Here is a 24,942-nt window from a genome sequence, read left to right as displayed (position 1 = left end):
TCGTCGCAAACGGCGGATTGTAAGTGGGATCGCTGGAGGATACAAAATGACGACTCGCACCGACAGCATTCTGGCCTTGGCGGAAATGCTAAAAAGCCGGGAATTACGTATGGTGACGGCAGAATCCTGCACCGGTGGTGGTGTTGCGACGGCGCTCACTGATGTACCTGGCAGCTCAAGCTGGTTTGAGTGTGGTTTTGTCACTTATTCCAATGAAGCCAAGGTGCGTTATCTGGATGTGCCCGTTAGCACACTGGAGCAATTTGGTGCGGTTAGCGAAGAGACGGTCAGGGCCATGGTGCGTGGTGCCGTCAACAACAGTTTGGGCGATATCGCGGTGGCTATTAGTGGCATAGCCGGTCCAAGCGGTGGCAGCCCGGACAAGCCAGTGGGTACGGTTTGGTTTGCCTGGGGCTCTGAATACGCTCAGATAACCGAGTGTCGGCAGTTCCGTGGCGACCGCGCAGAGGTGCGTGAGCAGGCGGTCACCGAGGCCATTCAAGGTCTTTGTCGCTGGCTGTCATCTTAGTAACTGTCTTTTTATACAGTATTTTGGGTTGGCCTCTTGGCGACCAGCAAACGCTGTGCTTAAATACTGGTTAAATTTACAGTGATGCCCATGGGCTTATCTATCTCAGTCAAAGGACTCCATCATGGATGCAAACAAGCAAAAGGCGCTTGATGCGGCGCTTGGCCAAATAGAGCGTCAGTTCGGCAAAGGCGCGATCATGAAAATGGGTGAGCAGCCGCGGGAAGCAATTCCAGCGATTTCTACCGGCTCGCTGGGATTGGATATTGCCTTGGGTATAGGCGGCTTGCCAGTTGGTCGAATTGTTGAAATTTACGGCCCGGAAAGCTCAGGTAAAACCACCATGTGTTTGTCGGTGATGGCACAAGCACAGAAAATGGGTAAAACCGTTGCCATTATCGATGCCGAGCATGCCCTCGACCCGCTGTACGCTGAAAAACTGGGCATTGATCTCGATAGCTTGCTGGTGTCTCAGCCTGATACCGGTGAGCAGGCACTGGAGATCTGTGACAGTCTGGTGCGCTCAAATGCTGTTGATGTCATCGTGGTTGACTCGGTGGCTGCGCTTACGCCAAAGGCCGAAATCGAAGGTGAAATGGGTGACAGTCATGTCGGTTTGCAAGCCCGTTTGATGTCACAAGCCCTGCGTAAAATTACCGGCAATGTCAAAAACGCTAACTGCCTGGTGATCTTTATTAACCAGATTCGCATGAAAATTGGTGTGATGTTTGGCAGCCCTGAAACCACAACGGGCGGTAATGCACTGAAGTTTTATTCTTCCGTGCGTTTGGATATTCGTAGAACAGGCTCGGTAAAACAGGGCGATGAAGTCATTGGCAATGAAACCCGGGTTAAGGTGGTGAAAAATAAAGTGTCACCGCCGTTTACTCAGGCTGAGTTCCAAATTATGTACGGGCGCGGCATTTATCATATGGGCGAAGTGATCGACCTGGGTGTTAAATGCGGTTTTGTCGATAAATCTGGCGCTTGGTATAGCTACAAGGGCGATAAAATCGGTCAAGGTAAAGCCAACGCTGCGGCCTTCTTGGAAGAGCATCCAGAGATGGCACAAGAGATCGAAAACTCCATTCGTGCCCAGTTGTTGAAAGTTCCTACCACCACAGCAGAAAGCACTCAGTCGGAAGATGCTGAAGCCGAAGCCTGAGCTGGCTGATCAGGCTAGCGTTTATAGCGCCGCTGTAGACTTGCTCTCGCGGCGCGATTATTCCCGCTGTGAATTGGAGCGCAAGCTCCTAAGCCGTTGTCCAGAACCTATACTGCTGCACCAGGTTCTGGATGATTTGGCTGATAAAGGCTGGCAGTCTGACGAGCGCTTTGCGCAGGTTTTTGCCCGCAGTCGCTGTCAGCGTGGCCATGGCCCGTTGCGTATTCGCCAGGATATGCGCCAAAAAGGCCTGTCTGACTCCGTGATTGAACATTGCTTATCTGCCTTGGATATTGACTGGTATGAGCTGGCGCTGGCCGCTGCGCAGAAAAAATACCAGTCGCTGTATAAAGATCCTCGCTGGCGAGAAAAACTGTATCGATTCCTCGGTTATCGAGGCTTTTGGGGCGATCAAATTCAGTATGCCCTTGAACAAGTCCAGGCGGAATCCTTGGGCTGAAATAACTGTCATAGCTGTCATTTATGACAAATCCTCCCATTGAAAGAGACTGTCGTCTCAATCCATTGACTCTCTGAGTTGCGCTATAGATGATCCTTGGTCAACTGAAGTCAGGCCTTAGATATGACGATATATGTCTTTGGCTTGTAGTGGCTAACAGAAGTATTAGGAAGACTCTGGGATTGCTATGGAACCATCGCAGTATGTGGATGCACAGCTCCTCAAGCATTTGCGGAAGTATTGTCTGCAAATTAACACCGATTTTTCTTTTAAGGACATCAACAGTGATCCCTCACCATCGCGCTGGGTTTATCGCGGAGAATTAAATGATCTCATTGTGTCTATTGGACAAAATCACGGCGCAGAGGCCTTAGTTAAAGGCGCAAGTTACCTGGCGAAGTGTCCGTTGCCCATGCAACGTTGCCTGCAGTTAGCTGAGCAGGCGCAATTAGGTCTAGAACAAGGGCTCGCTTTGCCAATATGGCTACCGTTGGAGACGGATTTTTGTTGGCAACAGTGTGACGATGGTGCTCAGCTCATGCTCGAGGCATCGCTTGCTGATGAGATAGCGGCTTTTTTTGTTGTCTGGCTTATTGAGTGTTATCACCACGCGATAACAGCAAACTCGCCAATCGAAGTATATTGCCCCGTATCCTGGCATAAAGCCTTGGGCAATTTGGCCATCGTATTGCGACCGAGTGAGCGATGGCAAATGAATTGGAGTAAAGAGCTACTCAGAGTGCGACCATCGAGTGGTAAAGAGTTACAGTATCAGGCCGCTGTGCGAAGCTGGCAACGTGAAACGGCAAAGTTGCGCCAGCATGTTGAGCTCTATCTGGATTTATCTGCCGCAGTCGCTGATAACCTGCAGATCAGGCCATTAAACCAGGAGCATTTAGCGCAGCAATTTGGTTTTACTGTACGGAATTTGCAGCGTCGGCTGCAGGCCTTGGGGACCAGTTATCAGTCGTTGGTAGATGACTGTCGCCGACGCTTAGCGCTGCGCTTAATTACCGAGCACCAACTTTCACTGCATGAGCTGGCATTTCGTATTGGCTATACCGAGCCCAGCGCGTTTTTTAAAGCATTTCGGCGTTGGACCGGGATGACACCAGGACGCTACCGACAGCAACAGCAGGCCAGCAAAGAAGCGCTGGCCTGCCAAACCGATGACGATTAGTGCAGTTTCAGGCGTGGACGTATGACCTTGTTAATATGTCCGACCAATGACAGCAGTAACGTATGCCAATACCCATGCAGTGCAATCTGATGCAGTCGATATAAGGACACATACACCAACCTGGCAATGCGTCCTTCGATCATCATGGAGCCCTGAGTCAAATTGCCCATTAAGCTGCCGACGGTGCTGTAGCGACTCAGGGATACCAGCGAGCCTTTATCCCGATACACAAATGACGGCAGCGGTTTACCTTGCTGGCGAGCTTTTAACACCTTAATCAAGTGTGAGGCTTGTTGATGGGCTGCCTGAGCGCGAGGTGGGACGGCGCTGCCATCCGCTTGGATTAAACAGGCGCAATCACCTAATGCAAAGATATTCTCATCGTCTGTTTGTAGATTAGCATTCACGATCAATTGATTGGCCCGGTTGGTTTCAAGGCCCAGCCCAGCCATAAATGAAGGCGCACGAACGCCTGCTGCCCATACTTTTAAGCGTGCCGGTATGCGTTCACCCGCTTTGGTGGCAAAGCCTTGCTCATCTGCTGCGGTGATTAAGGTATTGGTTTGTACTCGTACTCCTAGCTTTTCCAGCTCACGCTTGGCTGAATTAGATATACGCGGTGGCAAAGCGGGCAGAATACGCTCACCTGCTTCGATCAGCGTTACTTTAAGGTGATCGGGGGTGGCATGTTTGAGTCCGTAGCTGGCGAGTACTTCTGCTGTGTTGTAAAGCTCGGCAGACAGCTCCACGCCGGTCGCTCCGGCGCCAACAATGGCAATTTCTAAGTCACGCTGTTGGCCATCGTTTTCTATTGCAGCATTGATGCGCAGAAACTCATTTAGCAAGGTGCGATGAAAGCGCTCAGCTTGCTGGCGGCTGTCGAGAAATACACAATGTTCTTTCGCCCCCGGCGTGCCAAAATCATTGGTAATGCTACCGATAGCCAGCACCAGGGTGTCATAGCTCACGCAGCGTTCAGACAACACCTCATGGCCGTCGTCATCCAGCATGGGGGCGAGAACAATTTGCTTACTGTCTCTATTGAGACCGCTCATTCGCCCCAGTTGAAACTGAAAACCATGACGCTTTCCGTGGGCTCGATAGTTCAGCTCATCAATGCCTGAGTCCAGCGCACCAGTAGCGACTTCGTGCAGCAGTGGCTTCCACAGATGAGTAGGATTAGTGTCGATGAGCTCGATATCGGCCTTGCCCTTCTTGCCTAGACTGCGTCCCAGTTGTGTTGCCAGCTCCAGTCCCCCGGCGCCACCTCCAACAATAATAATACGGTGCATGATTAGTACTCTTAAAAAGGAATTTCAGGGCAGCCACTTGTTTAGCAAATCAAGCTGGCCTGAAACACCTTATCAGCTCGCATTATAGGCCCTATGAGACGAAAGAAGCGACCGGGAGATAGCTTGTTCCAAAGTGCTATGAAATACGGCTGTGTGATAGATAACCAATGTGACTGGTGTTAGACCGAGGGAGGTGATGGGCTTAACTAAGCGCAGAGCTTGTGTGAAGAACGGGGGCATAACATCACGTCCTGGAAGTACAGTTATGGCCAAGCGGAGTGCTTAATCGATGTTCAATACCGAAAATCAACCAAACAGGAGAGTGACGCACACAAAGAGGTTGTGATTTGAAAGTATTTGGTAACTGGACAAAGGAATAGTTCATGAATCGGTGCTGAACCGGGGAGGTCATTGCACATGCTTAATTGAAAAGCATTAGAACTATAGCGCCATATGATTGTAGTGTCACAAAATGATCTTTTTGTCATTAAATATTAATTTGTGACACAGTTAACAAAACCTTAGCCTACTTCCCGTAGTTTCGTATGGTGTTTGTTTTTTTTGCGCCAATTTAATTAATTGGCATGATTTCAATGGGTGGCGAGCAGGATAGTAATCAGGTACCGTCTGAGTGGTCAGTTTTTGTATAGATTCAACCTGAAAACAGGGACGTAGATTTGAGTGCCAGCGCGTTTATTCGTTATTTTTTAGTCACGCTTACATTGTCTGTGGCATCCCAGTGTAATGCTGAAGCTATCCTGGTTGATATGGTTGAACAGCATCTCGAGGATGCAAGACTGTATGCAGACTTTGATTCAACCAAGCCATTAGAGTATCAAGTTTCATATAAGTTTCCTGCCATCGAAGTGGTCAAAAAATACAGCTGGCTATCAAGGTCTAATACCAGTACATCTGAACAATTATCCCTGGCTCTAGAGCACTATGGGCTCGAGAATACAGGCAAAGAACTAATAAACTGCAACCCCGAACGGTGCGGAGTTAATGCCGGGCGACTCTTAATAGGTGGCCAGGGCTCTCGGATGTTGCAGCACAGCGACGACATCGATTACATGAGGGACTACCAGCTATCAACTTGGAGGAAGGTTGAAAATCAAATCGAAACATTCATCACCTTTCTGTCATACACCAGCAATGGTCACTTCTTCCTTATCCAGAGAGAATTAGTCGCGCCACAATATGCTTCCGTAGATTCTGTCGCTTATAAGCCGCTATGTGGTGAAGGTGCCATTGGGTTGAGCTATTCATTATTAGCAGTTGAGCCTAACTTTTCGACTGAATCTACCTTGTATTGCCTTGTGCAGAAAATAAAGAGACACCCAGAGAAGAGTTACGTTCTCGCTGTGCATTCTGATACATCTGGTAGTCATCAGTTGAATCAACAACTAACAGAAAAGAGAGCTCAATACCTTGGTTCTATTTTACGTCGGGATTTCTCATTACATGATGTTAAGTTGACTCTGTTACCTAAAGGTGAGAGCCAGCCAATGGCTGACTTAAATGGACAATCATCGCGACAACGTCGGATAGAGCTACTTACTGCTTCCGGAGATGTAGTATGGAACTGAAATCCGGACAGTTATTGTCAAGCTTTATAAAAACTTCGACAGCAAATCGGTTCAGTCAGAGAATAACGACATTGGGCATAAGGCTACTTTGTCTTATGGCTCCATTAACCGCATATCAAGCTTCGGCGGGCGATATTGTTCCGCCAAAAACCTCATTTTCCGCAGAAATGGTGGCTGAAGATCAGAGTGTTTTTAGAGTCATGAGAATTGACTATTCTCCGTGGGGAGTTCGTCTGACAGATGAACAGTTATTCCCCAGTAGTGCTGGTTATTATACTAGCAATTTTGACTTAAATATCCACCTTCTAGTAAGACCCGATTCTAAAGCATATGCCGAGTTGATAGATGATCAGCAAGGTTTTGATGGCACTATTGGCGGTGTTTTGTCGTCTAGCCCATGCTCTGGATCAGACGTCGTCGGCCGACTTTATATTGGCGATGAAGAATTAACTGGGCGTAATGTTCAGAAATGGCGCTGTCAGTATAACGGCGCTATCAGCTATGAACTGTATTCTGAGGATCTTCAGGTCGTTGTAAGAGAAGATTTCTTGGGTGGTGGCACCACCTATTTAAAAAGAATAAAAACACGCCAATATGAACCAGAGTTCTTCGAGCCGCCAGAGCATTATAATTTGGTGAGCTTGGAAGAAGTGTTTACCGGATCGGCACCATTAAAACCTTATATGTGACGATTCTTAACCACCCCAAAAGTAATAGAGAGGAAATCCTCATGAAAATGAAGATGTTAAATCGTAGCCGCGGTCAGGGTATGACTGAGTACATCATTATTGTTGGTGTTATCGCCATTGCAGCAATTGGTGTATTTGGCTTCTTTGGTGACGTAGTGAAAAATCAAACAGCAGGTATGGCAAGTGAGCTGGCTGGTGGTAGCGGTGCAGCTGCTCAAGGCACGGCTGCAACTCAGGCTGGCTCGGCTGTTACTCAGGCTGGTCAACATAATGGCCTGAATAACTATCAGAACAATGGTCAATCTGGTACGGCAAAAGGCGAATAAGTCTGGCGTAAACCCTAGGAAGGAGCGATGGTGTGAAGCAGATCAAAGCATATCGTGGTCAAGCACTGCCCCTGGGCATTGTTTTAATACTGGCCGGGATGTTGTTGTCGTATGTTATGTACGACAGTCGCGTCTTAACTAGTGATAAAACCCGCTTGGCTAATGCTGCCGATAGTGCAGCCTATAGTGGTTTGGTCTGGCAATCACGTGCATTGAACTTCCAGGCATATACAAACAGAGCGATGGTGGCTAATCAGGTCTCTATCGCTCAGTTTGTAACACTAAAATCATGGACAGACTACGGTCATCAGACAGCCTACAACGTAAATAATACCATCGGCTGGATACCTCCATTTAGACCATTTACCCAAGCAGCCGAAAGTGCGATGCAAACCGTTGACAATACGCTGGGTAAGCTCGCCGGTGGTGCTGTAAGCGTAATAGACGGATTCATAAGCGTATTAACTTTCGTGCAAGACGTAATGTACTACTCGGCTTTTTATGCAACGCCTGATATCGCTGCAAGCATTGTGAAAAAAGACGACGCACAGTTCGAAGTGGTGAGTAATTTTGCGGTTGCATCGATGGCCCAGAATATCTACCAATGGCGGGGGCTTCTGCACAAGGATAAGAAGTTAGACAGTTTGTACAGAAAACGCCAAGTGATTGATGATTCACGAGATAATTTTCTTAAAAAAAGAGACTGGAAGCTAGGCTATATCTACACATCCCCAGTTTCAAAACATAAGCTGGATAGGGAAGGTCGCACCAAGCTAGAGTATGATGTTCAAGATGATAAGTGGAATTGGACGGCTAAAGATACTTTCTCGCTGCATAACAAGTTTTTCCGCTGCTCATGGAGGGGATGTGGATGGAAACACCATGAAATACCAATAGGCTGGGGAAAGGCTGCTGCAGGGCAGGATTATGATTGCTCTAGAGATGGTGGTGGACGTTGCTATATGCCAGATAACCGCAGCGGCGAGAGAATGGCGAATAAGTTCATGGACGATGTAATTGATGGTTATAGTGGTCCTAGAGCATTTTATGAGCTAAAAGACTTATCCGCTAATAACAAAGATCCGAGGCTACTGCTTAGAGTTGAAGTCAGCAAAAAATCCGAGAAGATAAGAACCACCAATAATATGGATGGTTATGGGTCTGATGAAAAAAATGGTAGCCAAGTTGGCAGGAACGGAATCAATGGTAACGAGTTAGCAGTAAAAAATAAGGCCGCGGCTCACAACTTGTCATCGTTAAGTACCGCAGAGGTGTTCTTTCAGCATCCCAAAACCAGCAGTACTGCCAAGTCAATTAAAAAAGAATATGCCAATTTATTTAATCCCTACTGGCAAGTACGCTTGAAGAACACTTCTGAAATAGCAAATTTTGCCGCATGGGTGGCAAAGGATACATCGCTAGCAAATTTCGACGCATCAGCCATAAAAGAAGCTACTAAGCGCCAGTATGAACGCTCTAAAGATGAGCTAGATAGGCTCCAGAATTGGGATCTCTATCGAACGATATACTCCGAACAGTTAGCACAATATCTTGCCCAAATTAATATGGTTGAAGATGAAATATCCATATTGGATGACCAGATAAAAGCTGCTGAGAAGTATCTTGAAAATGCAAGTTCACATGGTGTTTCCCAAGCAGATATTGCAGCGAAGCAACAGGAGCTCAATGAGCTGAAAGATAAGCGCAACCAATCTACCGTTCGTTTATCTGAATTGCGTAATAAATACAACCAATTACAGTCGGCAGAAGGAAATTTAGTTGCTATTAGAGATGCACTAATACAGCAAGGGTTAGTTGATGCCGGCGTTGACGCAAGCGAAGTAGATGCATACTTAGATCGAATAAATACAGCAAAAGAATATTACGATTCGGTTGCAAACTTAGATAAAGCGCTTGCAAATCAGCTGAAAAGTATAGGTAAAAATATACTTAATGAGCAGAAGGATCGACTTGTTGAAGAATTTAAAGAAGAGATAAAAGATGCGGCCGTCAATATACTCAAAAATACTGCAATGTCTTATGTGCCGTCTGAGTACCGAGATGGTCTTAAAACAGTAGGAAACCAGGCAAAAGGATACTTAGAGACTACGCGGGATGAGCTGATTTCGATGCGCGGGCAAATCGAGGCGGAGATGGCCAATCTAAAGAATCGCCTGGGTGAGATTGAGCAAGAAGTTCAAAAGGCAGTGGATTCAGTTGATCAGCAGATCGAAGATATTAATGAAAAGATGCTGCAAGGCCCAGCAGAGCTTAAAGAAACACTAGAAGCGAACTTGGAAGACGCAAAACAAGATCTAGATAGTCTAATTGATAATAAATCAGAATATTCAGAGTTTGAATTCAATGAGCTAAAAGCGGAAATGGAAGAAGCAATAGCAGAAATTGAAGATAATATAACAACTGCCCCGCAAGAGCTAATGGAAAAATATGAAAGCAAGCTTGCTGAATTGAATGAAAACAAGCAGAAGATGCTCGATGGGGTTGAAGCTGAAAAACAAAACTTATTGAATCAGATTGATGAGCATCAGAAGGAGTTGGATAAAATTATTGATGCGCTTAACAAGGGGTTGGAATCAATATGAATAGGGTTGTTATGCTCCGTGGCTCTGCCATGACGGAAATGATTGTGTTATCTATGGTAATGATTCCTTTGTTTGCGGGAATTTCAAAAATTGGAAGCCAACAAGCCGAAACGAACAGCCATGACCAGCTAGCAAGGTATGCAGCCTGGGAGAGAACTGTATCGAATAACTACGATCTATCATCTGGCCTAGGGAAAACCATGAATCGTAGGTTTCTTTCTGATGATAATGGACTTATTTATAGTGGGCTCAATTCGACTTCTAATGCCGGTGAAAAATATAGCGCTAAGCTGGTGTGTGCAGGAGAACAGGATATTCCGTCTTTAAGTAGTGCTAAAGTAACGGACAAGGTAGCAAAAGGTCTAAAGAAATTCGGTGAGTTTGCTGACGATGCTTTCAGTCTATTTAATAGTAGTGCGAATATCGACTGGGTTACTAAGGGGCGTGGTGTATATCTCAATCAAGTAGCCATCACTGAAGAGCAGACTCAAGTAGGGTGTGGTGAATTCTATGGTAATGCCATCATGGTTGATGGTTGGGTAGTGAAGGACTCGAGGCAAGCAGAAGCTAGAGCTGCGACATTTGTACCGGCTGTCGTTTTTGCACCAGCTGCAGACTTGGTAGCAAATACGGTAGGTAGAGTTCCCATATTCAAAGAGCTTAGCGAAATGGATGGGGTCTTTGGAAATGTGGAAGGTGAAGTTATACCAACGGATAGGAAACCACAGTGAATAATCGAGTAAATATTTCCATATTTATAATGATGTTGTGTATGTCATCGGCTATCTACGCATATGAGGAGGAATCGATACTCTACCCTCTGCCCTATGACTTAAGTCTTTCAGTTGTTGCGGAGTCAATGATTCAGAATGGGATGCCTGTGAGTATCTATAGCATCGGATACATGGGGCAGCCTAAAGAAATTATTGAATACTATAAGTCCAAATGGGCTGGAGATATGGTCGATGACATTCCTCCATTTGTAGTGAATGAGGTGGCTGACTGGAAAATAATAAGCAAGATAGTTAATGGCAAAAACATTGTTGTTCAGGTGCGGGATAAAAGGCCATACGGGGTTGAAGGATACGTATCAATAGCCGACCTTGATAAAACCCGTGTACCAGATCTTAATGCACTGGCTCCGAAGGGAAGTCAGGTACAGTCGAGATCTCAATCAGTAGATGGACCTCTGCGCGCTGATACCATCATATTAACGAATAGAAGTAATGTGCAGTCTAATAGAGATTTCTATATTCGAGAGCTGAATAGGAATGGCTGGCAAGTACTGCATGAAGAAATACGTCAAGGGGCTCAGGTGATTGTTTTGTCAGGAACTCAAGGACGTTTAGAGGTAGCCATTGCTCCAGCGAATGGTGAGACCATGGTCGTTATGAATCAGTCATGGGGGGTATATGAAGATAATTAAGGGAAATACATTGACAGAATATGTTGTTGTAACCTTGATTGTTACGCTGGCTTTGTTCGCGCCTGTATTGCCCGGTAGTCAGTCGTTAGCTGGATACTTAATTGAGTCTATTAAAGATTACTCTAATAGCACTGCTTACTTGATTTCACTTCCATAAGGGTAGATGTATGAAACTGGTTCAAAAAAATGGGCCATCCCTGAAATATTTCTTTGTTCTTGTTATTTCTATTGCGCTCGGGGTTTTGGGCGTTTATATGAGTAAGAGGATAATTGATCAAGAGATAAACAGCTTTAAGGCTTCGATGGAAAAAACGGAGGTGATGTCTTCTGTTGTAGTACCATCAAGAAATCTGATGAAGGGAGAGATTATTTCTGCAACTGATTTGGCGGTGAGAGAGTTTCCTGCTGACTACGTGGATTCTAATTCTGTAAGCCCTAATAATTATAAGACTGCTTTAGGGCAAAAGGTTACTTTTAATGTCGATCAAGGCAAGCCATTGTTGTGGGCACACCTGGATGGTGGTGCTTCAAAAACGTTTTCAGGGCGAATTGATGACGGCAAGCGTGCTATGACCATGAGGGTCGATGAAATAAACTCAATATCAGGTTTTCTGCGTCCAAAAGATAATGTTGATCTACTCCTGACTTACAGTGATTCAGATGGAACAAAAACTTATCCATTTATGCAGAATCTCCACGTATTGGCTACTGGATCACAGACAGTTGTTGATAGTAACAACCCAGAAGCTGTATCAAGATTTAGCACCATTACTGTTCATGTAAATCCAGCGGATGCTAAGCGAATAACCCTGGCGCAGGAGCGAGGAAAGTTAACAGCGGTCCTGAGAAATCCAGAGGATGAAATTGAAATGTCATCTGCACCATTGGATTTTTCTGAGTTACTTCCAGTTCAGGAGGAAGTGGTGGTTGATCAAGGCCCAGGTATTGAATTTATTGTTGGTGGTATTTGACTGTGTTGTATCGTTTATTATCGTTTGCTGTATTTTTTCTTGTTTCAACCCAAGCGGTTGCGCAGCCTAATACCACAGAATATCTTGATATGTTCGTTGGTGAAGTCCGAGTATTTAATGCAATCAACGTTGAGCGGATTGCCTTAGGTCGAGGGAAACTCTTAAAAGTTGAGCCAAAGGACTCAGGCGAGTTGATATTGATTGCTCAAGATGTTGGCAGTACATCCTTAAGGGTTTGGTCAAAGGATGGGCAGCAGAGAAACTTTAATATTCGTATTTCTGAAAACGACCCAAAGAGACGTCTGAAGCTTGAAGATATTGTTCGAATAAAAGTTCGTATGATCGAGGTTAGGAAGAGCTCAACGGATAAGCTAGGAATTGATTGGTCAGAGTCAATAAACGGCCCTGCTTATAGTGCTGTTGGAGACTTTGCCAGTAATGGTATCTTTCGATCTCCGGGAGATAGTGGCATTACTGAAGTTTTACCGTTAAATACCGGACCTTTTGCTACGCACTTCGGTTTAGCTACTTCAATACAGTCAAAAATCAATATTCTAGCATCAAGTGGTGATGCAACTACGTTGGCAGAACCAACATTGAGTTGTGTGAATGGTGGTCAAGCCAGCTTTCTTGCTGGTGGTGAAATACCTTATCCAGTGACGGGAAGTAATGGCCAGACTTCAGTGGAATTTAAGGACTATGGAATAAAGCTCGATGTGTCGCCTATTGCCGATGATAGTGGCAAAATTTATACCAAGATAGCCACAGAAATCAGCCAGATAGATGCGTCTGTTACTGTTCTTGGTGCTCCAGGAATTCTAACCAGAAGGGCGGCAACAGAAATGAACGTACTATCTGGTCAAACAATTGTAATTGCGGGCCTGCTAAGTGCTGAGAGTAGTAATGATCAGGAGGGTATCCCATTTCTTAAGGATATTCCTGTTATCGGTTACCTATTTAGGTCGGATAGTTACATTAACAAGAAATCCGAGCTTATCGTTTTTGTTACTCCGGAGCTGGTAAATACTCGAGACGCGAAATTCAGCGAAAATGATAAGAGATTATATGAGCGAGGGAACTCCCATATTGAGTACGTAAATTCAGAACTTGGAATCATGGAGTAACTATGTTTAACGTGATTTACCAAGAGAAGGATGGGCGTAAAAAAAGTCTTGATTTTTATGGCAGGGTTCTAGAAATCGGGCGCGATAAAAAATCTGACTTCTATATTAAATCTATGCGTGTTTCTAAAAATCACGCAACAATTAGTTTTGAACCTGAAGTCGGTTGCGTAGTTAAAGACAATGGAAGTCGCACAGGAACCTGGGTAAACAGCAGTAAGATATCGGCACCTGTTACGATTACGGATGATGATGAAGTCATTGTTGGCGACATCCGCATCTGGATTCGTGCTGATAGCACAGCTAATTCCTCGGTATCAACTAGCTCTTATTATTCTCGTGAAGAAACTGTTGAAGCCAAAGAGTCGTCGGGGTCTAAGGCTACAGGTTTTGAGCCTGCGAATGAGGATTCTCGTGTACAGGACGAAGTGCGACCGGCTCAGGCCGAAACTGAGAAGAATGAAGAAATTATTTCCGAAGAATCAGAGCAGGACGACGATATCCATCGCTGGGGGGCGTTAGTTCACGAAAGACTGCTAAAGCAGATGGATCTTCGTAGAAAAGAAGTCCATAAAATGACAGATGTCGAGCTGCGAACCGAAACGGATGCGCTCGTCAGTGACATCATTGAGAAAATACGGAAAACATTACCTGACGAATTAGATATTGAGCAGTTAAAGCAGACGGTACTAAATGAAGCAGTAGGATTAGGTCCGTTAGAGAAGTTTCTTGCAGATGATTCGATTTCCGAGATCATGGTTAATAGTCATGATGAAGTATTTATCGAGAAAAGTGGTCGTTTAACTAAGAGTAAATATAGCTTCAGTAGCCCTGGTGCTGTTCTCTCGGTGATCGAACGAATTATTACTCCTATTGGTAGACGTATCGATGAGTCTAGCCCAATGGTTGATGCGAGGTTAAAAGATGGTTCGCGCGTCAATGCCGTAATACCTCCGTTGGCTCTTAAAGGACCATCGTTAACCATTCGTAAATTCTCCAAGAAAAGGCTCACATTTAGAGACTTGTATAAATTCGGTTCAGTCAGTGAAGATATGGTCAAGTTCCTTGAGCTTTGCGTCCATTATAAGAAGAATATCATTGTGTCCGGTGGTACAGGATCGGGTAAAACAACATTATTGAACGTTTTGTCAAATAATATCCCTGATAATGAACGAATTGTAACCATTGAGGATGCAGCTGAGCTTAAGCTTAATCAGCCAAACTTGGTTGCGCTTGAGGCAAAGCCACCAAACCTTGAAGGCAAGGGAGCAATTCCTATTCGAGATCTGGTTAAAAACTCGCTCCGCATGCGCCCTGATAGAATCGTGGTGGGAGAATGCCGTGGTGGTGAGGCATTGGATATGCTTCAGGCGATGAACACCGGCCATGATGGATCTCTCACTACCGCTCACGCTAACTCTCCAAGGGATATGTTGTCTCGGTTAGAAGTGATGGTTCTGATGTCTGGTATGAATCTTCCAACCAGTGCTATTCGAGAGCAGATTGCTTCTGCGGTTGATTTAATTGTTCAGCAGACCAGGTATCCCTGCGGTACTCGAAAGATAAGTCGAGTTAGTGAGGTGGTGGGTGTCGAAAGTGGAACCATACAGCTACAAGACATATTCATTTATAACCGTAAAGGTTATGGTGACGATGGAAGAGTCAGAGGTGATTTCGAACCGACTGGCTTTATACCGAGTTTTTATGAAGAGCTTGGAAGTTCAGGGGTAAAACTGGACTTATCAATATTTAAGAAAGCGGAAGTGCAGTATGACTGATATATATCTTGCGCTAGTTGCGGTATTCTTTGCGATATTTATCGCTGTATGGTTCTCTTCCCGTTACGTTCTTATTGGCTGGAAGAATTATCAAGATAAGTTCACTGATCAGGCTCAAAGTCGGCTCGACTCAATGTTCCTGTTTTTGGATACACAAAAAGTCTTTGTATCTAATGTGATCTTCATCGTTATTGCTCCGCTAGTGGTAGGATTGGCAACGGAGTCAGCATTCTATGTCACTGTAACGTTTGTTTCTGCATTAGTTGCCCCCAAGATTCTTGTTAAACTAATGGAAAAAAAGCGAAGGAAATCAATTGCTCTTGGGCTTCCTGATAGCCTTGCCCAAATAGCAGGCAGCATGCGTTCTGGGTCGACCTTCACTAATGCAATAGAAATTATGGTATCAGAAACTAAGGGCCCCATTGCTCAAGAGTTTAGTCTTCTTCTAAAAGAGCAAAAGATGGGGATCTCTCAGCAGGATGCTCTTCACAACCTCGCCGAAAGAATTGATAGTGAGGATGTGGATTTAGTAGTTACAGCTGCCCTTATTGCTAAGGATGTAGGGGGGAATCTAGCTGAAAGCCTTGAAAGGCTTTCGATGATGCTTCGCCAAAAGATCGAGATGGAATTAAAGATTGATGCGCTGACATCTCAAGGAAAGTTACAAGGTGTGGTTGTTGGACTTCTTCCATTTGCCATCATGTTGGCTCTTATGGAAATGGAGCCTGAAGCAATGGAACCATTATTTTCCAGTATTCTTGGTTGGGGGTTCTTATCGGCGATTATCGTTCTTGAGCTGATAGGAGCAGTTATGATTAAAAAAATTGTATCGATAGATGTTTGATATGGTCAGCCTAGTAGCGATTGTTATCGGCGTATTCGTATTTGGCGTTAGTTGGTCTATCTACAAGATAGTATCTGGACTTCCCGATGAAGACAGATCTTTTCTCGATCGGCCGCCAAGCGGTTTTCGGTTAGTATGGCCACTGGTTAACGTCATTGCACATTACTTTGGTGGTTTTTTAAGTCAAAACTACTTAATGAAGACGGTATTGAGGCTCCGTAGAGCTGGGGTTGAGTTCTCAGTTGGTCCTGAGCAGTTCTTTGCCGGAAAATTCATTTCTGCGACATTCTTTTCGTTGGCAGCCTTGCTCCTTCAGTCGATGTTAGAGAAAGACGGTTATTTATTTTTCTGTTTAGGGTTTCTTTTAGGCTTTATGTACCCAGAAATCTGGCTGAAAGAGACTATGGATAAGAGAAACAAAGAAATCTTTAAGGAGTTGCCTTTCTTTCTTGACGTTATCACTCTTGCAGTTGAATCAGGTACAAATCTTACTAATGGTATTCATCAGGCTGTACAGAAAGCACCTGATGGTCCTTTAAGGAACGAATTAGGTAGAGTCTTACGTGATATGAGGGCTGGTAAACGTCGTTCTGATGCGCTTCGTGATCTCGCTGATCGCGTTTCGACTGAAGGATTGAGTCAAGTTGTATCAAGCATGATTCAGGCAGAAAAAACTGGTGCTAGTTTAGGATCTGTTCTTCGGGCTCAGTCAGATCAGTTAAGGACTAGTCGATTTATGAAGGCTGAAAAAATGGCAATGGAAGCACCGGTTAAATTGCTTGGTCCATTGATAAGCTGCATTTTTCCAACAACATTTATAGTCATTGGTTTTGTTATTCTTAGCAAGGCAATATCTGAAGGCATTATAACATTTGAGCCACTGTTATGGGCGTACACGAATCCATGAAGGAGTTGATCATGCGTGATGGGATTTTATACATTTTTTTTATTGGCGTACTACTGAGTGGCTGCGGTGCTGACGATAATCAAGTTCCACCTGGTGCAGAAATTAGTATCAGTCCGGAATCTCGGGAATGGGAGATAATACCAAATGATGTAACCATTCCGGATACAGGCGAAGAGAAATGCGTCGTGTTGCCAGAACAGTATGTCGACTTTCCTGTGAAAATTTCTCTAACGGACTCCCAAGATCGGGCCGTCGATAAAGCAAATGTAGTGATAAGTTTGAGTGGGACGGAAGCTCTATCACCTAATTATATGCGGGTTATGGAGCTTTATGATGATGCTAATGGCGACTTTCATGCAGATCCTGAAGAGCTCGTATCTGGAGTTGGTGCAGGTTTCTATCGAACCCGGACTGATAAGTATTCTGGGACAATATCGTTAATTGTACGTGCATTTCTAAGCTGTCCATTTAAAGTTCAGCTGGAAGCAACTGCAGGTGCTGCATCAGCTATGTCTACATTTGAGGCAATTGATGTGAGTGAGGATGACGAGGAAGAAGAATAGTGACGTCACATTTCATCGATGTTGGAGGACGAAAGCTAGCTGTTGTGGTTTCAGACAGCTTCTTCTTAAGATTGCGAGGATTACTATTTCGGCCGGTTTTAGCTGCCGATCATGGGATGCTTATTAGTCCATGCAATCAGGTCCATACAATTGGAATGAAGTATTCAATCGATGTTGTTTTCTTGAGTAAAGAAGGCTGCGTTGTGAAGGTGTTTTATTCCGTTCCTCCTAATCGGGTAAGGAGATATCGCAGTTCAAGCAAAGTTCTTGAGCTGCTTGCTGGTTCCGCTGATTTATTTGGTATCAAAGTTGGTGATGTATTGAAAGAGGAGGTTAGAGTTGCGTAGTCAGTACCTAAAAATCCAATTGATTATAATGATTGCTACTTTTTTAAGTGCATGCAGTACTATTGGTGCATCTTCCTCTGAGACATTTGAGTGGATGGATAATGCTGATCAGGCCTATTCCCATGGGAGGTGGTTGGAAGCGGAGAAATGGTATCAAAGAATTGTCACTCAGGTTCCACGTGACCACTATACCTGGTTTCGTCTTGGTAATACGCAACTTCGGCAGGGGAACTTGGATGGTGCAATATATAGCTATGAAGAGTCAATAAAGTGGAATTCGAGGCATTCCAAAACTCATTATAACCTTGCTCTTGCGCATATGATGAAAGCTGAGAGAAGTTTAAATATGGCTAAAAAATCAATGCGTAAAAGTGATGATGCATACGGGACTGTTCTTCTAAAGCTTAAAGAAGTGACTCAGTATATTTCTTCACCGGTTAAAGAAACTGCTACGGATTGACTGTTATGAATTGTTCTGGGGGCAAGAAATGGTCGTCTGGTGTTGCAATGACCGAATTCGTCATCATTGCTCCGTTTCTTTTGTTGCTTGGCCTTGGTGCGATGCAGTTAGCATTGCTTTATCAAGCAAACAATATTGTATCATATGCAACGTTTGAAGCTGCAAGAAAAGGAGCGGTAAATCATGCAAATTTGGGCCCCATGCGTAGGGAGCTTGGTAAACGTATAGCACCTTTGTTTGGCGGTGATGGTTCCGCGAATAAAGCGCATGTATCTATTCTAAGAGGCATGGCAGAGGCCTTCGACCCTAGATACACTAGAATCACGGTTTTGAATCCAACTAAGGAAGCTTTTGCGACTTATGGTGTCGATAATGGAGAAGGAATTGTGGAGATTCCGAATACCTATTTGCAGTTTAAGCCACGAACTGTTGATTCTATAAGTAAGGTTTCTATACACGACGCTAACCTATTACGTATCCAAGTTACTTATGCATATCGATTAGATGTGCCGCTCGTTGGGCATATTATAACGGCTACTTTAGCCGCCTTAGATCCAAGTCAGGCTCGATATTATCTACTTGGGCGAGTTCCGCTGAAATCTATAGCAACGGTTCGTATGCAAACCCCTGCACGTGAAAATGGCAATAATGTTTCTTTGTCTGATTTTCAATAAATTAAAGGTAACTATATGAAACATATAAAGAAGTCAGGAAGATGATTATGTTTAAATACATTATATTAGCCTCGGTTGCTTCTGTTCTTGTGGGTTGCAATGACTCAAGTAGTAACTCAGGTGATGTTGAAAGTATTACGATGGAACTGCAAGCCCCCGATGTAGTAGAGGAAGGCAGTATTGTAACTATGAAGGCAACTACGAGTGAACAAAGTACTGATGGTGAAGTGAGCTATCAATGGCGAGTGTCAAACAGTGACTCGATTGTTTCTATCTCTGGAGATACGTCTTCAACTTTGACTCTTGAGCTTGGCCAGATTTTGGCGGATGAGATAGTTGATGTTAGCGTTACGGCTAGAAGCTATAAAGACAAAAAAGTAATATCTCACTCTGTTCTGGTTAAAAATGCAAGTAGCTATTCACTTCCACCTGATCCAGGCGTGCAAGCAAATGCAACGGTACTGGGAGTAGATAGTAATGCTAATAATGTGAGAGATGATGTTGAGCGTAAACTCCATAGTTACTTTGGTGATGATGCTCGAAAGTTCTCTGTGATGTTGCTTGGTGCTTCTGCATATCAAGCCAGTTTGATGGCTAGTACTTCTAGTAGCGTTGATGGGCAGAAATCGCTACAGCAAAGCAGTCGATTTGTTTCATGCTACGAGTCGATGCGAGAGAACTTTTCTGACAGCTTTAGCTTTAACAATAGCCTTGTTGAAATGTTAACCTTAAATACACCGGAGAGAATAGAAAGCCGAGAGAGTTTTCTTGCTTCTATAAACGGATTTACCATTGAATTAATGTCGGTTAGCGAATCAGATTGCATCATGGAGGGCTTTTAGATGAATAGGTACGTTTTATGTGTTTTGGCAATCTACTCTTCTGTCGCCTTTTCTGACGACCAGACTGGTTCAAACTTTTTCTGTTCAGTTGATAAGGGACCGTCTGTTGATAATATATCAAAGCTTTACTTCGCTAACGGTTTGCGCACCTCTCCGGAACAAGCTTTATCATACCTAAATAATGTTCGTTCAGAATTGAATACAAGCCTTACAGAGTTATCGACGAGTCATGTAGTAGAATATCACGTTGCTTATAACCATAATGCTTCGGTTATGGGGTTTTCAGATACCGCAGAAGCAGTGCTACAGAAGATTATTGAGCAAGGAGGAGTAGATACTGATGCGGATGCTAGCGTCCTTGCGCAACAGCTTACCTCCACTATAGAGAACAATCTAAGTAATGAAGAGATAAGGCGGTTGATTGAGATAACTCAGCCGGTTGACGCTAGTTTTGATGTTAATTCTCTAACCAATACAGCTCTTGATTCCTTTAGGCGTACCTATGTTGCTCATGCTAGTCAAGCTGTATCAGAGTTCAATAATAGTCGCAATGAGTATGTTGAGCAGTTTGAAGCTGATCTTATCTCAGGTAGTCGAGTAGTGGTTCTCGCTCATGGTCAGGCGGCTCTTTTCTCCAATCAAGCGATAGAAGATATAAAAGTCAGAAATCCATCTATGGTTGGCTCTATTAGTGCCGTGGCGGTTGGGAGCCTTGCTTCTAGTAACCCTCCAAAGGGAAAGCACATCACGGCAAATGATGACAGGGTCGTTTCAGCTTTTTCGTCCTATTCTTCAGTCCTACCCGGAAACGTTGAAAATGATCTTGGTTTATTGAATGACGATCGTACATCATCATTTCATCACTTTATTACTGACTATTATCGAACAGGTCTCAAGAGCAAAGAGATGATTAACGGTGCAGTCATTGATGTGATGTCTTCGCTTGAGTTTCCTGAAGCCATTGCCGGTACAGGGTCGTTACGCTTTGCTTTGTCTTGGGGGGATCAACCAGATGTTGACCTTCACGTGAGAGAGCCAAGTGGAAATAATGTTTATTACCTATTTCCGAATGGTGATGTCGGTAATCTTGATGTTGACGACGTAAACCAGTACGGACCTGAGAATTACTTTGTTGATGCTGATAATCTGCGTATTGGGCCCTATATCGCAGGTGTTAACTACTTTGAAGGGGATCAGCCCGAGGAAGTGACTCTTAAGGTTTTCACTCAGTTTGGCTCGGATCGTCAAATGTACAGTAGAAGAGTGACATTGACGGAGTCGCGTGGAGATTCCGGCTCTAGTGACCCTATTAACCTCTTTGTTGCTACCGTTTATCAGGATACCCATGGGCGCTGTCTGGTATCTGTCCAAGAAATGAACCAATAAGCTGAGATGGAATATTTTGAGGTTTGTATGGATAATTTAATAGTTAGATCAACTCGTCGATGCTTATCAGGGTTGCTTGTATTTTCTTTTGCTCTGTTAGCTGGGTGTGGTAGCTCCGATAGCGGCAATAACGATCAGTCTTCGGTAGATAAAGCTAATGAAGTTAAGCCGGATAAGGTAATGCTGTCTATTAGTCGGTTCGGTAAAGGGCTTATTTCCAATTCAGATAGTTCAATATCATGTGATCAAGCACTTTGCCAGCATGTGGTTTTAAATCAGCAAAAAATTTCTCTCACCGCCGAGCCGGAAGCAGGCTGGGAACTGTATGATTGGAAGGGATGCGATAAAGTAGTTGGGAATGTTTGTACTGTGACGGCATCTGAAGACACTTTGGTTGAACCAAGTTTTAAAACGATTGAGCCTGCTCAACTACGCTCAGACGTTTTTGTTATGCCAAAGCAAACCGTGGATAAGATGTTAGTTAAAGAAGATGATTATTTAATATTTTCTCCGACGGCTACTGAGATTTCTTCGCTTCCTATCGGCACAGTACTTCTTTCTCAATATGACGAAGGTTTCGCTGGGAGAATCACTAATATAGAAACTCAACCTGGATCCGCTATTGTAGTGTCTTATCGGATTGCAAGAATTTTTGAGGTTTATGGCGCGGGAACCTTGTTTAGCGAGTCTAAACAGTCGGTCACGATTCCCGTTAGATATCGTGCCAGAAGTTCCGATACCGATACAGACTCGGGATCGAGTGGCTTAGGGCTCACCACTGTTATTCTCGATGATGCATTTTTTGAATATCCAAAAGATAAAGATGACGATGTAAAGAGCGAGCCTGGGTTTAAGTTTAAGGTGGTAACTAAACTTGAGGTTACCCCTGATTATGCTATCAACATCGGTTGGGGTTCAGTTGAAGAGTTTAAGGTGGCTTACACATATGCCGCAAAAATTGACCCTGAGATTGGCCTAGAAATCCCAGCGCGTCCTGACGACCCTCAAAAGCTCGAACCATTTAAGTCACGAATGCCTACTCTTCGCCGACCTTTTATGGTTGGTTTGGTTCCCTTCCTAATGGAAGCAAAACCAGTTATTGAACTTACCTATAAATCAGGTGCTAAGCTGATGGCTGCCGTTAATACCCAGCTTAACTTTAGGATGGGTGTTCACTATTTGGAGACAACAGGGTTTAACGGCATAGGATCTTTTGATGGTATTTCTCTCACTCCCCATATAACCGCTGACTACGGGGGTGAAGCGCAAGCACTATTAGGCGGAACGATAGACCTAAAAGTCCTGGGTTTGGCTGGCCCCGAGGTGAAGGCGGGCTTGTACGTTAAAGGAACGGCGTCTGCCGGTTTGGTGCTTTCTCCAAATGACGGAACACCCGAGTGTTTTAATGTTTTAGGAACTTACGGTGGGAAAGTCACCAGTAAACTTGAGGCAGATCTACACATGTTTGGCGAATTTAGCTCAAAAGAACTAACCCTTGTTAATAAGTATAAAGTTTTCTATAAGAAGGTGATTGGGCAGGGTTGTCTTCCATCGATCCCCAAACAACCTAGTGACCTGATTGTCGAGGGCAAGACTTATAATAGTGTTCGCCTTTCATGGAAGGCTCCGGTTACTCATGAAACCATCAAACACTATGAAGTATATCGTGATGGCGTGCTTATCCCTACAAGCGTGGCCAATGGTAATAGCTTGGTATTCACCGATACAGGCTTACAAGGGAGTACCCGTTACTGTTACTACGTTAAAGCACGTACTACCGACGATTTTGTTACTAAAGAGAGTCAAGCTAAGTGTACTACCACTGGGAAAGCACCAGATGATGTAGCACCCTCTAAGCCTGGGCCAGTGAAGTTTGATCTAGTTACCAGTACCGCCGTGAAAGTTTCATGGGGGGCCTCTTCTGATAACCTAGGCAGCAAAATTAGTTACTTCTTGTATTTAGATACCGATAAAGATGTAAACGATCTTCAATCAGATCAACTATTGGCGGTTACACCAAAGTTAGATGCGGTTGTCGATAAGCTGCAGGCGGCGACAGAGTACTGTGTTTACGTCATTGCAGCCGACTCCGATGGTAACTTATCCGAGTTCAGTGACACCGTTTGTGAAAATACCAATGAACAAGGTGTATACCGATTGCAGATGAAGTGTGCCGTTCAGGATGAATATGCTGTTGACACTGCTCTTGATTTGAATACGGAACTGACTAATGAAGTCAACGCGATTGGTTCTTCACAGGACTATAACGGTTCGGATATTCAATTCGCATTGAATGGTTATTATTCAGATATCCACAATATGTTAGACGCAGAGGTCAGTTGGACCTTTAAAGGCGATGATTGCGTTCGCAAAGACAGCTTCACGTTGAATATGGGTACCAGGCTAGGACAAGATTTATTAATGGATCAGATCAATGTTTGTGGCTGTCGGGCTGAAGTGAACATTTCGAAGAATCCTGACCCAACGCCTCCAAATAATGTGAATCGTCGTACACATCGATCCCATATTAATGGTGGTAGTACCTTGTCTGGGCAGTAGCAATAGCAGTGCCAGTGTTAGCTGGCATTGTTTTTAAAAGGCGCTTAGCGCCTTTTTTATTACTGGTTGTGTTCAAACCATTGCAGCAACTTTTCTGTGATTTCATCTGGTTTATCATGTGCCAACCAGTGAGTAGCATCTGGGTAGGTGATCAGTTGACCTTGTTCACAGCGTTTGTGGCTTTCTGTCGCCATAACCAATGTTAATGCCAGGTCTTTTTCCCCCCACAGTATTTGCGTAGGCGCTGTTACCATAGCTTTGCCGGAGATTTTTGGGCGATGGCGCAGCATAGCGCGATAATAATTTAAGCAAGCGGTTAGGGCGCCGGGAATACGCCAATGTTCGTTCAACTGCTGCCAGTCTTGCGGTTGATAAGCACCAGGGGTGGAGGTATTTTTTATCGCATTGGCCAGCATGCGATAGTTACCCGCGCGAATAATCCATTCGGGCAGCCAGGGCAGTTGGAAAAAAAAGATATACCAGCTTTTTAACAGCTGACGAGGTGAGCGGCGCAGTTGTGATAAAAACGCCCGTGGATGCGGTGCGTTTAAAATGCTTAAGCTGAGTAATTCATCGCTGTAATGAATGCCAAACCACCAAGCTATGGCTCCGCCCCAATCATGACCGACCAAATGGCACTGACTATGGCCGGCATCACGCATTACAGCGCGAATATCGTCGCAGATAAGATCCATACGGTAATCGGCAATGCGTTTGGGTTTATCTGAGTGGCCATAGCCAATCATATTGGGTACCAGCACTCGATAGCCAGCGGCGACCAAGGGTTCTATTTGCTGACGCCAGGTCGCCCAGCATTCAGGAAAACCGTGCAATAAAATCACTAAAGGCGCATCCGTGTTGCCATAACAGCGAGTTTCTAACCGTCGCCCTGGGCGGCCCATTGGCTGAATGCTTGCAGGCTCAACTGCTGGCTGTTTGAGCGGCGTGGCCGTTTGCTCTGCGCTGGTCATGGCAAATCCTTATGGTGGTTAGCGAAATTGCACCAGCCCCAATAGTGTGGCCAGCGCTAGCAGCATAATGACCAAGGCTAAGCCTTGTAAGGTCAATCGCAGCCAGTGCGGCCAGCCAAGATAGCTTTGGTGCATAAATAGCCACTTCACATGGCCAAAGGGTCCTACCGCCAGGCGTACCATCCACACAATGGCAGCCAATACCAATGCGATTAATATCGCTGGTATGGCGACGCTACCGTCAAACCCGAGTGTAAACACGA

The 24,942-nt window shown here is 44.6% G+C and carries 25 protein-coding genes; 22 read left to right on the top strand and 3 right to left on the bottom strand.

The window, feature by feature from the left end; translation table 11 throughout:
- The first annotated feature begins 46 nt into the window (after window positions 1–46).
- The 4 genes from AC55FS_RS17235 to AC55FS_RS17220 all read left to right on the top strand — a co-directional run bounded on the left by AC55FS_RS17235 (window position 47) and on the right by AC55FS_RS17220 (window position 3,334).
- Complete coding sequence (locus tag AC55FS_RS17235; protein ID WP_496933524.1) at window positions 47–529, top strand: CinA family protein; 483 nt, start codon at window positions 47–49, stop codon at window positions 527–529.
- 124 nt (window positions 530–653) lie between these two features.
- Entirely contained in the window at window positions 654–1,694 is a 1,041-nt protein-coding gene (gene recA, locus AC55FS_RS17230; RefSeq protein WP_496933522.1) for a recombinase RecA, read from the top strand.
- Window positions 1,675–2,154, top strand: a complete 480-nt coding sequence (locus tag AC55FS_RS17225) for a regulatory protein RecX (RefSeq protein WP_496933520.1) — start codon at window positions 1,675–1,677, stop codon at window positions 2,152–2,154. Before recA ends, AC55FS_RS17225 begins: the two co-directional genes overlap by 20 nt.
- A gap of 412 nt (window positions 2,155–2,566) precedes the next feature.
- The gene (locus AC55FS_RS17220) at window positions 2,567–3,334 is read left to right on the top strand and encodes a helix-turn-helix transcriptional regulator (protein ID WP_496933518.1); all 768 of its coding nucleotides are present in this window, start codon (window positions 2,567–2,569) and stop codon (window positions 3,332–3,334) included.
- On the opposite strand, the gene AC55FS_RS17215 is transcribed toward AC55FS_RS17220, so the two are convergent.
- Window positions 3,331–4,626 (bottom strand): NAD(P)/FAD-dependent oxidoreductase, encoded by a 1,296-nt coding sequence (locus AC55FS_RS17215; protein ID WP_496933516.1) that lies wholly within the window; start codon window positions 4,624–4,626, stop codon window positions 3,331–3,333. The genes AC55FS_RS17220 and AC55FS_RS17215 overlap by 4 nt on opposite strands.
- Before the next feature lie 677 nt (window positions 4,627–5,303).
- Between AC55FS_RS17215 and AC55FS_RS17210 the strand changes: the two genes are divergently transcribed.
- From AC55FS_RS17210 to AC55FS_RS17125, 18 genes are all read left to right on the top strand, one after another.
- A complete protein-coding gene (locus tag AC55FS_RS17210) occupies window positions 5,304–6,212 on the top strand; it encodes an OmpA family protein (protein WP_496933514.1) in 909 nt (302 codons plus the stop codon).
- Window positions 6,203–6,901 (top strand): hypothetical protein, encoded by a 699-nt coding sequence (locus AC55FS_RS17205; protein ID WP_496933513.1) that lies wholly within the window; start codon window positions 6,203–6,205, stop codon window positions 6,899–6,901. Before AC55FS_RS17210 ends, AC55FS_RS17205 begins: the two co-directional genes overlap by 10 nt.
- 41 nt (window positions 6,902–6,942) lie before the next feature.
- Window positions 6,943–7,227, top strand: coding sequence for a pilus assembly protein (locus AC55FS_RS17200; protein WP_496933511.1), 285 nt, complete (start codon window positions 6,943–6,945; stop codon window positions 7,225–7,227).
- Between the two features lie 32 nt (window positions 7,228–7,259).
- Entirely contained in the window at window positions 7,260–9,830 is a 2,571-nt protein-coding gene (locus AC55FS_RS17195; RefSeq protein WP_496933510.1) for a Tad domain-containing protein, read from the top strand.
- Window positions 9,827–10,561, top strand: a complete 735-nt coding sequence (locus tag AC55FS_RS17190; protein ID WP_496933508.1) for a hypothetical protein — start codon at window positions 9,827–9,829, stop codon at window positions 10,559–10,561. The genes AC55FS_RS17195 and AC55FS_RS17190 overlap by 4 nt, the downstream gene beginning before the upstream one ends.
- On the top strand, window positions 10,558–11,256 hold the full coding sequence (locus tag AC55FS_RS17185) for a hypothetical protein (RefSeq protein ID WP_496933507.1): 699 nt from the start codon (window positions 10,558–10,560) through the stop codon (window positions 11,254–11,256). The genes AC55FS_RS17190 and AC55FS_RS17185 overlap by 4 nt, the downstream gene beginning before the upstream one ends.
- A 167-nt stretch (window positions 11,257–11,423) precedes the next feature.
- On the top strand, window positions 11,424–12,227 hold the full coding sequence (gene cpaB / locus AC55FS_RS17180; RefSeq protein WP_496933505.1) for a Flp pilus assembly protein CpaB: 804 nt from the start codon (window positions 11,424–11,426) through the stop codon (window positions 12,225–12,227).
- Between the two features lie 2 nt (window positions 12,228–12,229).
- Complete coding sequence (locus AC55FS_RS17175; RefSeq protein ID WP_496933504.1) at window positions 12,230–13,351, top strand: type II and III secretion system protein family protein; 1,122 nt, start codon at window positions 12,230–12,232, stop codon at window positions 13,349–13,351.
- 2 nt (window positions 13,352–13,353) lie between these two features.
- Window positions 13,354–15,126 carry a TadA family conjugal transfer-associated ATPase gene (locus AC55FS_RS17170; protein WP_496933502.1) on the top strand — a complete coding sequence of 591 codons (1,773 nt, stop codon included), beginning with the start codon at window positions 13,354–13,356 and terminating at the stop codon, window positions 15,124–15,126.
- On the top strand, window positions 15,119–15,970 hold the full coding sequence (locus AC55FS_RS17165; protein WP_496933501.1) for a type II secretion system F family protein: 852 nt from the start codon (window positions 15,119–15,121) through the stop codon (window positions 15,968–15,970). Before AC55FS_RS17170 ends, AC55FS_RS17165 begins: the two co-directional genes overlap by 8 nt.
- The gene (locus tag AC55FS_RS17160; protein ID WP_496933499.1) at window positions 15,963–16,877 is read left to right on the top strand and encodes a type II secretion system F family protein; all 915 of its coding nucleotides are present in this window, start codon (window positions 15,963–15,965) and stop codon (window positions 16,875–16,877) included. Before AC55FS_RS17165 ends, AC55FS_RS17160 begins: the two co-directional genes overlap by 8 nt.
- Window positions 16,878–16,888: 11 nt before the next feature.
- Entirely contained in the window at window positions 16,889–17,440 is a 552-nt protein-coding gene (locus AC55FS_RS17155; protein ID WP_496933498.1) for a hypothetical protein, read from the top strand.
- Complete coding sequence (locus tag AC55FS_RS17150; RefSeq protein ID WP_496933497.1) at window positions 17,440–17,787, top strand: DUF192 domain-containing protein; 348 nt, start codon at window positions 17,440–17,442, stop codon at window positions 17,785–17,787. The genes AC55FS_RS17155 and AC55FS_RS17150 overlap by 1 nt, the downstream gene beginning before the upstream one ends.
- On the top strand, window positions 17,780–18,247 hold the full coding sequence (locus AC55FS_RS17145; protein ID WP_496933495.1) for a tetratricopeptide repeat protein: 468 nt from the start codon (window positions 17,780–17,782) through the stop codon (window positions 18,245–18,247). The genes AC55FS_RS17150 and AC55FS_RS17145 overlap by 8 nt, the downstream gene beginning before the upstream one ends.
- 47 nt (window positions 18,248–18,294) lie before the next feature.
- A complete protein-coding gene (locus tag AC55FS_RS17140; protein ID WP_496933494.1) occupies window positions 18,295–18,921 on the top strand; it encodes a TadE family protein in 627 nt (208 codons plus the stop codon).
- 47 nt (window positions 18,922–18,968) lie between these two features.
- Window positions 18,969–19,763, top strand: a complete 795-nt coding sequence (locus AC55FS_RS17135; protein ID WP_496933492.1) for a hypothetical protein — start codon at window positions 18,969–18,971, stop codon at window positions 19,761–19,763.
- Window positions 19,764–21,149, top strand: coding sequence for a YfaP family protein (locus AC55FS_RS17130; RefSeq protein WP_496933491.1), 1,386 nt, complete (start codon window positions 19,764–19,766; stop codon window positions 21,147–21,149).
- Window positions 21,150–21,176: 27 nt separating this feature from the next.
- The gene (locus tag AC55FS_RS17125; RefSeq protein WP_496933490.1) at window positions 21,177–23,708 is read left to right on the top strand and encodes a fibronectin type III domain-containing protein; all 2,532 of its coding nucleotides are present in this window, start codon (window positions 21,177–21,179) and stop codon (window positions 23,706–23,708) included.
- Between the two features lie 59 nt (window positions 23,709–23,767).
- Here AC55FS_RS17125 and AC55FS_RS17120 read toward each other — a convergent pair whose 3' ends face one another.
- Together AC55FS_RS17120 and AC55FS_RS17115 are read right to left on the bottom strand one after the other, a co-directional pair.
- Window positions 23,768–24,679, bottom strand: a complete 912-nt coding sequence (locus AC55FS_RS17120; RefSeq protein ID WP_496933488.1) for an alpha/beta fold hydrolase — start codon at window positions 24,677–24,679, stop codon at window positions 23,768–23,770.
- Between the two features lie 18 nt (window positions 24,680–24,697).
- Window positions 24,698–24,940 carry a hypothetical protein gene (locus AC55FS_RS17115; protein WP_496933487.1) on the bottom strand — a complete coding sequence of 81 codons (243 nt, stop codon included), beginning with the start codon at window positions 24,938–24,940 and terminating at the stop codon, window positions 24,698–24,700.
- Window positions 24,941–24,942: the final 2 nt, after the last annotated feature.

This window comes from Bacterioplanes sp. CLAM21, from assembly GCF_059641015.1.
The sequence above is the reverse complement of the archived record's forward strand: the minus strand, read 5'-3'. Positions and strand labels throughout refer to the sequence as shown.